Genomic DNA, 11939 nt, shown 5'->3' with positions numbered 1-11939 from the left:
CCGGCCGGGATTCCGCCTCGCGGCGGGTCCCGGCCGGTGCGCGTCCGGGGCCGGTCCGCGGCCCCGTGCTCCGGTGTCAGCCGGCCGGTCCGCTCGTGGCGTCCCGGCACAGCAGACGCAGTGAGCCGTGGCCGGCGTAGGCGCGGCGGGCCTCGTCGAGGGGGTCCCACAGGCGGCCGTCGGGCGTGCGGATCCAGTGCTCGCCGCCGGACGACCACCACTCGGCGCCGGTCCGGCGGACGACGACCTCGCCGGCGTAGGCGCCGAAGCCGCGCAACGCGTGCTCGACCGCCGGGTACGGCGGCCCCTCACGGCGGATGCCGTCGATCATCCGGTCCACCCGCCACAGGCTCTGCACCGAGTAGTCGAGCCTGAGCCGCGCGCCCTCGCGCATGGCCGCCACCGTGTCCGCGGCCCAGCGTGCGGGCTTGGCCGCGGCGTGCGGCCGGGTCTCCTGCTGTGCTGTCACGTAGTGCGCTGTCACATAGGGAAGAGCGGGCCCCGCGGGGCATCCGTCACAGCGATCCGGCGGGTTCCCGCAAACGGCGCAGGACCGCCCCACCGCCACCGCAGGACGGACACAGGACTCGCCCAGCGGCGGGGTTTACCGTGCGTCCGTCCCCTATGCGGCGGTTCGGCCGGAGGCCGGCGGGCGCCGGTCCGGTGCGGGCCGGTCAGCCGCGGCCGCGGGCCCGTCGGGACACCACGGCGCTCAGGACCCGGCGGCCCTCGACCGACACGTCCAGGGCCCGGCGCAGGCCGTTGGTGCCGTGCTCGGCGAGGAGTTCCAGGACGACGGTCTGGCGGCGCAGTTCGGCGGCGACGAGCGGGGGCAGTCCCTCGGCGTCGCCGGTGCGGCCGGCCTCCACGTCGCCGGTGTCGTCCGGGCCGTCGGCGGCCGGGTCGAGGAGCCGGTGGATCCGCAGGGAGGCGACGGAGCAGGCGTCCGCCCAGGCCCGTACCGCCTCGGGGGTGCGGTCGGCCGGGGCCTCGTCCAGCATGCGGTGGGCGAGCCGCGCGGCCTCGTCCTCGTCGGAGTCCTCCGGGCCGAGCGCGCCGCGCGCCTTCTCCAGGCCGCCGGCCCAGTCCGAGCCCTCGGCGACGCTCGCCCACAGCGGGCGCAGCACCTCGTCGTCACCGCCCAGCAGGGGAACGCACCGGTCCAAACAAGCCAGCCCGCTCACGGCCAGCCCCCGTTCGCCGGCTTGCGCGATCAGTTCCACCAGGCTCATGGAAGCCTCCCTCGCCAGGGCGCCGCCTTTACGGAGCCCGCACTTCCCCTTACTGCGTGCAACGGCCCGAGGGTGTCACAGCCGAAGCTTTTCAGCCAAGAGCCGTGACGAAGACGGGACCGGCGAGAGCCCTCTCCCGCTGCATCCGGGTCACCCTGAGGACCACCAGCACGGCGAGGACGGCGGCCGCGGCGTCGAGGGCGTCGGAGACCAGCATCAGGCGGAGGGCCTCGCGCCAGCCCACCGCGCCCCGGGCGGTGTCGTACCGCCACTCCGTCGCCCGGTCGGCGAGGAGCGAGACGATCCACAGCGTCCACCAGGAGTTGACCAGGCCGTGGCCGGGCCGGTCGGCCCAGCGGGCGCCGGCGTCCCAGACGTCGAGGGCGACGCGGCGCGGGAACCACAGGTTCACGACCGGGCAGAACCAGCCCCAGACCGCCCAGCCGCGCGCCTTGCTGTGCCGGGCGGGGTCGAAGACCTCCGCGTTGACCCGGACGCGGTGGAACCAGCACAGGAACACGGCCGCCGTCGCGAGCAGGGCGAGGGTCTGGGCGACACCGGACGCCTCGTGGAGGAGATGGGACCGCTCGCCGCGGCGGAGCGCGGCATCGTCGTTGATCCCGTTCAGGATGTCGCCGGCGACGCGGATCTCGAGCACGCCGGTCCACATGGCGAACAGGTCGGCGGCGACGACCAGCCCGAGCAGCGCGACGGTGGCGCGGCCGAGGCCCAGTGGTGAGCGCAGGCGTGCTTCGGACATGATCGAGACCCCCCGTGTCCCCTGTGATGCGGCACGCGGAAGATACCGTGCCCGGCGGGCGCTCAGCCCAGCCGGTCCGCCAGCGCCTTGAACTCGGCCCAGGACAGCGCCGGCTTCCCCGGGTCCCACAGCTTCTGCACGGTGGCCCTGAGCGGCATCCGGATGCCGGCGGCGACCTGCGCCTCGGTCTGGGCGCTCGGGATGTCGCTCCACACGGCGAACGAGCCGCCCGGGATCTGCCCGTCGTAGCTCGACGGCACGGCGGTGGTGCCGCGCAGCACACGCGGGTTCCACTGCTCGTAGATCCGCTGCCCGGTCGGGTAGACGAAGGTCTGCGGCTGGCCGAGGACGTAGTACATGAACTCGTCGTTGTAGTTGAGGACCTTGCGGCCGTCGCGCAGGTACTCCACCGGCTGCCGGGCGCCGATCTCCTTGCCGGTCCAGTAGGCGACCTGGAGGTCCTTCGCGGGCCGCACGGAGGTGTTCCGGAAGAAGCCGTCGTTCCAGGCCCGCGTGGTCCGGTGGTGGGCCCGGACGGTGGCGGCGCGGTCGTTGAGCCAGCCGGTGGCGAGGTCGGCGACGGTGGCGCCGGAGCCGTACTTCTGCCGGGCGGCGGCCGCGAGCTGCGGGTAGGAGGCCTGCGGGTCCGACACCACCAGCGCCTGGTACTCGTCGCCGCCGAGGTGCCACTGGTTGCCCGGGAAGACCCCGGCGTACTCGTTCAGCAGGTCGTCGACGATCTTCGCGGAGCCGGCCTTGGAGATGTCGATCGCGCCCCGCGTGGGGACCCCGTTGGCATTGCGCAGTTGCAGGTCGGGGTGGGCGGCGATGACCGCGCCGAGGTGGCCCGGTGAGTCGATCTCGGGCACGACCGTGATGTGCCGGCCCTTCGCCAGGTCCACGATCCGCTTGACCTGTGCCTTGGTCAGATGGTCCTTGGATACGATCTCGGGATGGCTGCTGGACTCGATCCGGAAGGCCTGGTCGTCGGAGAAGTGCAGTCCCAGCTCGTTGAACTTCAGGTCGCCCAGCTCACGTATCCGGTCCTCGATCCAGGACGCGCTGTACGGCTTGCGGGCGATGTCCAGGTTGAAGCCGCGCACCGGCTTCGCGGGCTGGTCGCGCACGACGCCCTCCGGTGCCGTGCCGCCGCCGTGGACCTCCTGCTTGAGGGTGCGGGTGCCGTAGAACACGCCGCTCTCGGCCGGCCCGTTGATGTCGACCCGGCCGTCACGGACGGTCATGGTGTACGACTCCGGGTTGCCGCCGCGCTTGCCCAGCGCGAGCCGGACGTCCCCGGCCCGCTTGTCGTTCTTCTCCCCGGCGTAGGTCAGCCCCAGCTCACCGGCCGTCAGCCGGCCCTCGTCGGCCAGCGACGGATCGCTCACGACCACCCGCTCGCCCTTCTTCGGGCGCCAGCCGGGGCCGTGCGCCGCGGTGTGGGAGCTGACCGCCGGTATGGTGCGCGGCGCCTGGGAGAGCGGATAGGAGCGGCTGGGCGACGGACTGGCCGGAGCCCGGCCCGACGGGGCCTGCGCCACGTCCTCGGCCGGTCTTCCGCCGCTGTCCGCCGAGGCCCACATGCCGACGCCCACACCGAGCGCGACGGTCCCCGCGAAAGCCACGGTGACCACCGCCCGCTTCCGCCTCACCTGCTGCGCCGACGCCCGGCGCCTGTGCTGGGTCACTCAGCCAACGTACGACCGATCGGCCCGTCACTCGTCATCGAGGTGTTCCGAAACTCTTCCGTACGGGTGAAATTCAGATACCCGTCGGACACAGTGTGACCACTCTCGATAACGTAGCGACACAGCCTTCACAAGATCCCCTGCCACACCACATGTGACGCGAGGACCCACGCTGCCTGCGCACCGTCTCCCGTACCTCCCTACGCCGCTGGACGCCTTCAACGCCGCCCCCGCCGACGAGACGGGCGCGATGCTGTTGCGCTGCCTGCGCAATCCGCGCTGGTCAAGGCGCATCGCCGAGCACCGCCCCTACCCCGACCTGGACGCCCTGCTGGCGGCGGCGGACGAGGCGACGTACGACCTGCCCGCCGCCGATCTCGCCAGGGCCCTGGCGGGCGAGCCGCTGCCCGAGCTGCCGGAGGACACCTACCAGGCGGCGCACATGGCGCTGAGCGCGGCACACGCGGCCTACGAGGCGAAATTCGGACACACGTTCGTCATCTATCTGGGCGACACCCCGGTGTACGAGGTCATCGACCGCATCCTGGAGGGCATCCGGTCACGATTGGCGAACGATCCGGAGGAGGAGCGGGTCGTGGCCGCGGAGGAGCTGCGGCGCCTGGCGAAGCACCGGCTGGCGACGTACCTGGCGGGCCCGGCGCCCCGCCCGCCGAGCGGCGCGACCAGCCACAACACGCCCGCTTCCGGGATATGACCGCAACCACCACCCGAATGCCGCACCCCTAGCCCGTCCGGTGCCACTTTGATCACACAAGTAGGCCCCCCGTAAGCCACGCCGCGCCACATGGATACGATGCTGAGGGCCGGTGGACCGTACCCGGCCGGGCCCGACCGACCGTGAAGCCGGCGCGGCCCTAGTCCCCGCTCCCGGAGGGTTCTTCCGTGCCGGCTGGAACGCTGTACCGCGGACGGGAAGGAATGTGGTCCTGGGTGGCTCACCGAGTCACCGGCGTCCTCATCTTCTTCTTCCTGTTCGTGCATGTGCTGGACACCGCACTCGTCCGTGTCTCCCCCGAGGCCTACGACAAGGTCGTGGCGACCTACAAGACGCCTATCGTCGCGCTGCTGGAGTACGGCCTCGTCGCCGCCATCCTCTTCCACGCGCTCAACGGCCTGCGCGTCATCGCCGTCGACTTCTGGTCGAAGGGCCCGCGCTACCAGAAGCAGATGTTCTGGACCGTGATGGGCGTCTGGATCGTCCTGATGATCGGCGCGCTCTACCCGGTCCTCGGCCACGCCGTTCGTGCCCTGTTCGGGAGCTGACACTCATGTCCACGACTGAAACCCCCGCGTCCGGAGTCGGCCCCGTCGAGGGCGCCCCCGTGTACTCCGTCGACAACCCGGCCCCGCTGATCGAGGCGCCGCGCAGGCGGACCAAGAAGAGCCCCAAGTCCACCCGGGGCAACTTCGAGCTGGCCGCCTGGCTGTTCATGCGCCTGTCCGGCATCGTGCTGGTCGTCCTGGTCATCGGCCACCTGCTGATCCAGCTCGTCCTGGACGGCGGCGTCTCCAAGATCGGCTTCGCCTTCGTGGCCGGCCGCTGGGCGTCCCCGTTCTGGCAGGTCTGGGACCTGCTGATGCTGTGGCTCGCGATGCTGCACGGCGCCAACGGCCTGCGCACGGTCATCAACGACTACGCCGAGCGCGCGAACACCCGGCTGTGGCTGAAGGCTCTGCTCTACACCGCCACGGTGTTCACCATCCTGCTCGGCACGCTGGTGATCTTCACCTTCGACCCGAACATCCGCTAGGCACGGGGCTGCGAGAAACATGAAGATCCACAAGTACGACACAGTCATCGTCGGCGCCGGCGGCGCCGGCATGCGCGCGGCCATCGAGTCGACGAAGCGCAGCCGCACCGCGGTCCTGACCAAGCTCTACCCCACCCGCTCCCACACGGGCGCCGCGCAGGGCGGCATGGCCGCCGCGCTGGCCAACGTGGAGGAGGACAACTGGGAGTGGCACACCTTCGACACGGTCAAGGGCGGTGACTACCTGGTCGACCAGGACGCCGCTGAGATCCTGGCGAAGGAGGCCATCGACGCCGTCCTCGACCTGGAGAAGATGGGCCTGCCGTTCAACCGGACGCCCGACGGGACGATCGACCAGCGCCGCTTCGGCGGTCACTCCCGCAACCACGGCGAGGCCCCGGTCCGCCGGTCCTGCTACGCCGCGGACCGCACCGGCCACATGATCCTCCAGACGCTGTACCAGAACTGCGTCAAGGAGGGCGTGGAGTTCTTCAACGAGTTCTACGTCCTGGACCAGCTCATCACCGAGGTCGACGGCGTCAAGAAGTCGGCCGGCGTGGTGGCGTACGAGCTGGCCACCGGCGAGATCCACCTCTTCCAGGCGAAGGCCGTGATCTACGCCTCCGGCGGCACCGGCAAGTTCTTCCGGGTGACCTCCAACGCGCACACCCTCACCGGTGACGGCCAGGCCGCCGTCTACCGCCGGGGCCTGCCGCTGGAGGACATGGAGTTCTTCCAGTTCCACCCGACCGGCATCTGGCGCATGGGCATCCTCCTCACCGAGGGCGCGCGCGGCGAGGGCGGCATCCTCCGCAACAAGGACGGCGAGCGCTTCATGGAGAAGTACGCGCCGGTCATGAAGGACCTCGCGTCCCGTGACGTCGTCTCCCGCTCCATCTACACGGAGATCCGTGAGGGCCGCGGCTGCGGTCCCGAGGGCGACCACGTCTACCTGGACCTCACCCACCTGCCGCCGGAGCAGCTCGACGCCAAGCTCCCGGACATCACCGAGTTCGCGCGGACGTACCTCGGCATCGAGCCCTACACGGACCCGATCCCGATCCAGCCGACCGCGCACTACGCCATGGGCGGCATCCCGACGAACGTCCAGGGCGAGGTCCTGGCGGACAACACCACCGTCGTCCCGGGCCTGTACGCGGCCGGCGAGGTGGCCTGCGTGTCGGTGCACGGCGCCAACCGCCTGGGCACCAACTCGCTGCTGGACATCAACGTGTTCGGCCGCCGCGCGGGCATCGCCGCCGCCGAGTACTCGGCGAAGGTCGACTTCGTCGAGCTGCCGGAGAACCCGGAGTCGCTCGTCGTCGAGCAGATCGAGCGGCTGCGCAACTCCACCGGCAGCGAGCGGGTGGCCACCATCCGCCGTGAGCTGCAGGAGACCATGGACGCCAACGTCATGGTGTTCCGCACCGAGCAGACGATCAAGACGGCCGTCGAGAAGATCGCCGAGCTGCGCGAGCGCTACAGGAACGTGGCGATCCAGGACAAGGGCAAGCGGTTCAACACCGACCTCCTCGAGGCGATCGAGCTGGGCAACCTGCTCGAGCTGGCCGAGGTCATGGCGGTCTCCGCGCTCGCCCGCAAGGAGTCCCGCGGCGGTCACTACCGCGAGGACTACCCCAACCGCGACGACGTCAACTTCATGCGGCACACCATGGCGTACCGCGAGGTCGGCGCGGACGGCTCCGAAACCGTCCGTCTCGACTACAAGCCGGTCGTCCAGACCCGCTACCAGCCGATGGAGCGTAAGTACTGATGGCTACCCCTGTTCTGGACAAGGCGGACGCGGCCGGCCAGCCCGAGCCCGGCTTCGCCGACTCCCCCTACATCACCGTCACCTTCCGGATCCGCCGCTTCAACCCGGAGGTCTCGGCGGAGGCGACCTGGGAAGACTTCCAGCTGGAGATCGACCCCAAGGAGCGCGTCCTCGACGGTCTGCACAAGATCAAGTGGGACATCGACGGCACCCTGACCTTCCGCCGTTCCTGCGCCCACGGCATCTGCGGCTCCGACGCCATGCGGATCAACGGCAAGAACCGCCTGGCGTGCAAGACGCTGATCAAGGACATCAACCCCGAGAAGCCGATCACGGTCGAGCCCATCAAGGGCCTCACGGTCCTGAAGGACCTGGTCGTGGACATGGAGCCGTTCTTCCAGGCGTACCGGGACGTCATGCCCTTCCTCGTCACGAAGGACACGAACGAGCCGACGCGCGAGCGTCTGCAGTCCGCCGAGGACCGCGAGCGCTTCGACGACACCACGAAGTGCATCCTCTGCGCCGCGTGCACGTCGTCCTGCCCGGTGTTCTGGAACGACGGCCAGTACTTCGGCCCGGCCGCGATCGTGAACGCCCACCGCTTCATCTTCGACAGCCGTGACGAGGCGGGCGAGCAGCGCCTGGAGATCCTCAACGACCGCGACGGCGTGTGGCGCTGCCGCACGACCTTCAACTGCACGGACGCCTGCCCGCGCGGTATCGAGGTCACCAAGGCGATCCAGGAAGTCAAGCGCGCGCTGATCACGCGCCGCTACTGAGGTCGTCCGCAGTACCCCTCCGAGGGCCCCGTTCCCACTGGGAGCGGGGCCCTCGGGCGTGCGGAGAACGAGCCCCGCCGGATCCGCTCCGGTGGGGCTTCTCGCGTATGGTCGGGTTTGAGCCCTAATGTGACGACATGTCAGACAAAGGGTCGTACGAACTGCTCGGGTTCGACAACGCGCTGTTTCCCGTCGGCGACCTCGGCGAGGCCGTCGACTTCTACGAGCGGGCCGGGTTCACCGTAGGGTTCCGGCTCGACGAGGCCGGGATCGCCCTGCTGAAGGTCGGCGGCGAGGTGCCCGGGATCCTGCTGCGCGCCGAGGAGGCACTGGGGCACCGGCCGCCGCCGTGGCCCTCGCCGCGGCTGTGGCTCGAGGTGCCGGACGCGCGGGCGGCGGCGCGGGAGCTGGCCGCCACGGGGATCGTGTCGCTGGACGAGCCCTTCCCGGGGGCCACCGGCTGGACCGTCGAGATCGCCGACCCCTGGGGGAACGTCCTCGGGTTCACCGACTACAGCAAGCGCCCGGAGCTGGGCCGCCGGAGCTGACGCGCGCAGCCGGCGCGATCCGCCGCGCCCTTGAGTTGAACATGTTCAAAAGCAGGGCTAGAGTCATCTCTGTCAGCGTTTTGAACGCGTTCAAGAAGGGGTGGGGCATGGACCGCACCGTCATCGCCTACGTCATCTACCTGGTGGTCAGCATCGCGCTGACCGTCTGGGTGGCCCGCACGCTCAGCCGCAACGGCCGGGTCTTCCTGTCCGACGTGCTGCGCGGCAACGAGAAGCTCGCCGACGCCGTCAACCACCTCCTGGTGGTCGGCTTCTACCTCGTCAACCTGGGCTTCGTGGCGCTGTACCTGAACGACAGCGGCGACATAGACGACACCCGGGGCATCTTCGAGGCCCTGTCGGCCAAGCTCGGCGTGGTGCTTCTGGTGCTCGGTGTGATGCACCTGGGCAACGTGTACGTGCTCAACAGGATCCGGCGGCGCGGGCTGATGGAGCGGGAGCAGCAGCCCCCGGTGGCCCCGCAGGCCTGGGTCCCGCCGACGGCGGGGGCGTGAGCGCGGTGACCTCCGCGCGGGACCGGGACGCCGGGTCCGTCCCGGTCCGCGGGCTCACCGTCCTCTACGACGCCGAGTGCGCCCTGTGCACGCACCTGCGCGACTGGCTCGTACGGCAGCCGAAGCTGGTGCCGCTGGAGCTGGTCCCGGCCGGCTCGGACGAGGCCCGCCGGCGCTACCCGGGACTCGACCACGCCGCCACCCTGGAGGAGGTCACCGTGATCGGCGACTCCGGGCAGGTGTACCAGGCCTCCCGCGCCTGGATCGTCGTCCTGTGGGCCCTGCGCGAACACCGCCCGCTCGCCCACCGGCTGAGCACCCCGGCCGGGGCCAGGCTGGCCCGGGGCGCGGTGCTGGCGGCCGCCAAGTGGCGGGGCGCGCAGTGGGGCGGGCAGGCCTACCCGCGGGCCGACGGATGGTCGTACGACCCGCGCGCGGGCTGGACCTACAACCCGCCGACCTGTTCCGGCGGCGCCTGCCCGACTGGTTAGGCTCATGCCGTGCCCGCGAAGAACGAAGGCCCCGAAGCGGCCGGCCCCCAGACCAAGTCCGAGCAGACCCGCGCGCTCATCCTGGAGACCGCGATGCGGCTCTTCCAGGAGCGCGGCTACGACAAGACGACCATGCGGGCCATCGCCAAGGAGGCCGGCGTCTCCGTCGGCAACGCCTACTACTACTTCGCGGGCAAGGAGCACCTGATCCAGGGCTTCTACGACCGGATCGCCGCCGAGCACCAGGTGGCGGTCCGGGAGGTCCTGGACCGGGAGACCGATCTGGAGGCCCGGCTCGCGGGCGTGCTGACCGCGTGGCTGGACATCGCCAGGCCCTACCACGAGTTCGCGGTCCAGTTCTTCAAGAACGCCGCCGACCCCGACAGCCCGCTCAGCCCGTTCTCCCCGGAGAGCGAGCACGCGCGGGAGCAGGCCATCAGCGTCCACCGGGAGCTGCTGGCCGGCTCGAAGTCCAAGGTGGCGCCCGAACTGCGGGACGTGCTGCCGGAGCTGATGTGGCTGTCCCAGATGGGTCTCGTCCTGTACTGGGTCTTCGACCGGACCGAGGGCCGCGAGCGCAGCTACCGGCTGGCGCGGCGCGGCGCACGGCTGACCGCCCGCGGGGTGGCCCTGGCCAGGTTCCGGGTGCTGCGCCCCCTGGTCCTGGAGGTCCACGAGCTGTTCACGGACTTCCTGCCGGGGATGACGAGGGCGCTGCCGGACCCGGCGGCCAGGGCCGCCCGCGAGGGCGCCGGCGCGGACGAGGACGGGGCCGGGGACTGACCCCTCACCCGCCCGGCGTCAGATCCACTGCAGGCGCCACAGGCGGAACACGCCCGTGCCGTCCGAGAGGTACTGGCCGCCGCCGACGTCCTCGGTGCTGACCACGTACTCCTTGCGCTGCCACAGCGGGATCAGCGGCACGTCGGCCGCCACGTCCCCCTGGATGTCGCGGAAGTCGTTCGAGGCCCGCGCGCGGTCGGCGTACTGCTGGCTGTTCCGGATGAGTGCGTCGACGGCCTTGCTGCTGTAGCCGGTGCTCATGGTGGAGCCGGTGCCGACCAGCGGGGAGCCGAAGGTGTCCGGGTCGGGGTAGTCGGCCACCCAGCCGACCGCCCAGGCGTCCATCTTCCCGGCGGCCCAGCGCTTCTGGAAGTCGGTCCACTCGTAGCCCCGGACGTCCACCTTGAACAGGCCGCCCTTCTCGAGCTGCCGCTTCAGCTCCGCCGCCTCCTCCGCGCCCGCGCCCCGGCCCTTGCCGTAGCCGAGGGTGAAGCGCACCGGCAGGGTCACCCCGGCCTGGGTGAGCAGCTCCCGCGCCTTCGCGGTGCTCTGCGTCGGGTAGGTGTCGAAGAAGGACGTGGTGTGGCCGATGATGCCGGTCGGGATCAGCGAGTACAGCGGGTCGACGGTGCCGTCGTACACCTTGGCGGCCAGTTGCTCGCGGTTGACCAGCCAGGCCATGGCGCGGCGCACCCGCGCGTCGTGCAGCGGGGACTTCGCGCGGGTGTTGAGGTAGAGGTTGCGGGTCTCGGAGCTGTCCGACTCGGTGACGCGCTGGGTGGGGTCGCTCGGGTTCAGCTCGGACAGGACCTGCGGCGGCAGCGTCCGGGTGGCGACGTCGAGCTGCTTGTGCTCCCAGGCGCTCTGCAGCTTCTGGGAGTTGGCGTAGTAGCGCAGCTCGATGGGGCGGCCGGTGCCGCCGAGGTAGCCCTGGTACTGCCCGTAGGGCGCGAGGACGGCCTTCTGGTCCTTGGTGTACGAGGTCAGCGTGTACGGGCCGGTGCCGTCGACACCGGTGTCGGTGCGCAGGGCCTTGGCCGGGTACGTGTCCTTGTCCACGATGGAGCCGGCGCCGGTGGCGACCTTCAGCGGGAAGGTGGCGTCCGGGGACGACAGGTGGAAGGTGACGGTGCCAGCGCTGTCGGCGGTCACCGAGCCGAGGGTGGAGAACAGGGACGCCGGACCGACGTCCGAGTTGATCCTCTTGACCCGCTCGAAGGAGTACTTCACGTCCGCGGCGGTGAGCTCGCGCCCGCTCGGGAAGGTGATGTCGTCACGCAGCGAGCACCGGTACGTCTTCAGCCCGCCGCCCTCGAAGGCGCAGCTCTTCGCCGCGTCGGGGACGGGCTTGGCCCCGCCCGGCTCGAAGGTCAGCAGGGTCTGGAAGACATTGCTGAACAGGGCCCAGGATCCGGCGTCGTAGGCGCCGGCCGGGTCGAGTGAGGTGACCGCGTCGGTCGTGCCGACGGTGATCGTCCGGTTCTTGTCGTCCTGCGACGGCAGCAACTGCCAGCCGCCGATTCCCACGACCGCGAGTACGAGCAGCGTCACGAGAATACGCATGCGAACAGATCGCATGGTGGTGCCCCTCCCAGGC

General features: G+C 70.8%; 14 protein-coding genes. 9 read left to right on the top strand and 5 right to left on the bottom strand.

Translation table 11 applies throughout. From position 1 onward, the window contains the following. Positions 1–76: 76 nt before the first annotated feature. The 4 genes from ABZ478_RS04265 to ABZ478_RS04250 all read right to left on the bottom strand — a co-directional run bounded on the left by ABZ478_RS04265 (position 77) and on the right by ABZ478_RS04250 (position 3680). Complete coding sequence (locus ABZ478_RS04265) at positions 77–469, bottom strand: hypothetical protein (RefSeq protein WP_359545216.1); 393 nt, start codon at positions 467–469, stop codon at positions 77–79. A gap of 205 nt (positions 470–674) precedes the next feature. Further along, positions 675–1232 (bottom strand): hypothetical protein, encoded by a 558-nt coding sequence (locus ABZ478_RS04260; protein WP_359545214.1) that lies wholly within the window; start codon positions 1230–1232, stop codon positions 675–677. 91 nt (positions 1233–1323) lie between these two features. Continuing rightward, on the bottom strand, positions 1324–1992 hold the full coding sequence (locus tag ABZ478_RS04255) for a DUF4328 domain-containing protein (RefSeq protein WP_359545213.1): 669 nt from the start codon (positions 1990–1992) through the stop codon (positions 1324–1326). 62 nt (positions 1993–2054) lie between these two features. Beyond that, complete coding sequence (locus ABZ478_RS04250) at positions 2055–3680, bottom strand: glycoside hydrolase family 20 protein (RefSeq protein WP_359545212.1); 1626 nt, start codon at positions 3678–3680, stop codon at positions 2055–2057. A gap of 154 nt (positions 3681–3834) precedes the next feature. On the opposite strand from ABZ478_RS04250, the gene ABZ478_RS04245 reads away from it, so the two are divergent. From ABZ478_RS04245 to ABZ478_RS04205, 9 genes are all read left to right on the top strand, one after another. Beyond that, entirely contained in the window at positions 3835–4395 is a 561-nt protein-coding gene (locus ABZ478_RS04245; protein ID WP_359545211.1) for a 2-oxo-4-hydroxy-4-carboxy-5-ureidoimidazoline decarboxylase, read from the top strand. A 188-nt stretch (positions 4396–4583) separates the two neighbouring features. Then, complete coding sequence (gene sdhC / locus ABZ478_RS04240) at positions 4584–4964, top strand: succinate dehydrogenase, cytochrome b556 subunit (protein ID WP_358937993.1); 381 nt, start codon at positions 4584–4586, stop codon at positions 4962–4964. A 5-nt stretch (positions 4965–4969) separates the two neighbouring features. Continuing rightward, a complete protein-coding gene (locus ABZ478_RS04235; RefSeq protein ID WP_358937995.1) occupies positions 4970–5452 on the top strand; it encodes a succinate dehydrogenase hydrophobic membrane anchor subunit in 483 nt (160 codons plus the stop codon). Positions 5453–5471: 19 nt separating this feature from the next. After that, positions 5472–7226 carry a succinate dehydrogenase flavoprotein subunit gene (gene sdhA, locus ABZ478_RS04230; RefSeq protein ID WP_359545210.1) on the top strand — a complete coding sequence of 585 codons (1755 nt, stop codon included), beginning with the start codon at positions 5472–5474 and terminating at the stop codon, positions 7224–7226. Next, positions 7226–8005, top strand: a complete 780-nt coding sequence (locus ABZ478_RS04225; protein ID WP_359545208.1) for a succinate dehydrogenase iron-sulfur subunit — start codon at positions 7226–7228, stop codon at positions 8003–8005. Before sdhA ends, ABZ478_RS04225 begins: the two co-directional genes overlap by 1 nt. A gap of 137 nt (positions 8006–8142) precedes the next feature. Next, the gene (locus tag ABZ478_RS04220) at positions 8143–8553 is read left to right on the top strand and encodes a VOC family protein (protein ID WP_359545206.1); all 411 of its coding nucleotides are present in this window, start codon (positions 8143–8145) and stop codon (positions 8551–8553) included. Positions 8554–8660: 107 nt separating this feature from the next. Beyond that, the gene (locus ABZ478_RS04215) at positions 8661–9068 is read left to right on the top strand and encodes a hypothetical protein (protein WP_359545204.1); all 408 of its coding nucleotides are present in this window, start codon (positions 8661–8663) and stop codon (positions 9066–9068) included. Then, positions 9065–9559: a DCC1-like thiol-disulfide oxidoreductase family protein gene (locus ABZ478_RS04210; RefSeq protein ID WP_359545202.1), complete on the top strand. Its 495-nt coding sequence runs from the start codon at positions 9065–9067 to the stop codon at positions 9557–9559. Before ABZ478_RS04215 ends, ABZ478_RS04210 begins: the two co-directional genes overlap by 4 nt. 9 nt (positions 9560–9568) lie before the next feature. After that, on the top strand, positions 9569–10342 hold the full coding sequence (locus ABZ478_RS04205; protein ID WP_359545200.1) for a TetR family transcriptional regulator: 774 nt from the start codon (positions 9569–9571) through the stop codon (positions 10340–10342). A gap of 18 nt (positions 10343–10360) precedes the next feature. On the opposite strand, the gene ABZ478_RS04200 is transcribed toward ABZ478_RS04205, so the two are convergent. Beyond that, positions 10361–11905, bottom strand: a complete 1545-nt coding sequence (locus tag ABZ478_RS04200; protein WP_359545199.1) for an ABC transporter substrate-binding protein — start codon at positions 11903–11905, stop codon at positions 10361–10363. Positions 11906–11939: the final 34 nt, after the last annotated feature.

Origin of the sequence: Streptomyces sp. NPDC005706 (genome assembly GCF_040631045.1) — a bacterium.
Classification (GTDB): domain Bacteria; phylum Actinomycetota; class Actinomycetes; order Streptomycetales; family Streptomycetaceae; genus Streptomyces.
This window is presented reverse-complemented; position numbering and strand designations above follow the sequence as displayed.

Coding starts and splice junctions, on each gene's coding strand:
- ABZ478_RS04260 (WP_359545214.1), bottom strand. CDS start 1,232: ATGAGCCTGGTGGAACTGATCGCGCAAGCCGGCGAACGGGGGCTGGCC.
- ABZ478_RS04255 (WP_359545213.1), bottom strand. CDS start 1,992: ATGTCCGAAGCACGCCTGCGCTCACCACTGGGCCTCGGCCGCGCCACC.
- ABZ478_RS04235 (WP_358937995.1), top strand. CDS start 4,970: ATGTCCACGACTGAAACCCCCGCGTCCGGAGTCGGCCCCGTCGAGGGC.
- sdhA (WP_359545210.1), top strand. CDS start 5,472: ATGAAGATCCACAAGTACGACACAGTCATCGTCGGCGCCGGCGGCGCC.
- ABZ478_RS04225 (WP_359545208.1), top strand. CDS start 7,226: ATGGCTACCCCTGTTCTGGACAAGGCGGACGCGGCCGGCCAGCCCGAG.
- ABZ478_RS04220 (WP_359545206.1), top strand. CDS start 8,143: ATGTCAGACAAAGGGTCGTACGAACTGCTCGGGTTCGACAACGCGCTG.
- ABZ478_RS04215 (WP_359545204.1), top strand. CDS start 8,661: ATGGACCGCACCGTCATCGCCTACGTCATCTACCTGGTGGTCAGCATC.
- ABZ478_RS04200 (WP_359545199.1), bottom strand. CDS start 11,905: ATGCGTATTCTCGTGACGCTGCTCGTACTCGCGGTCGTGGGAATCGGC.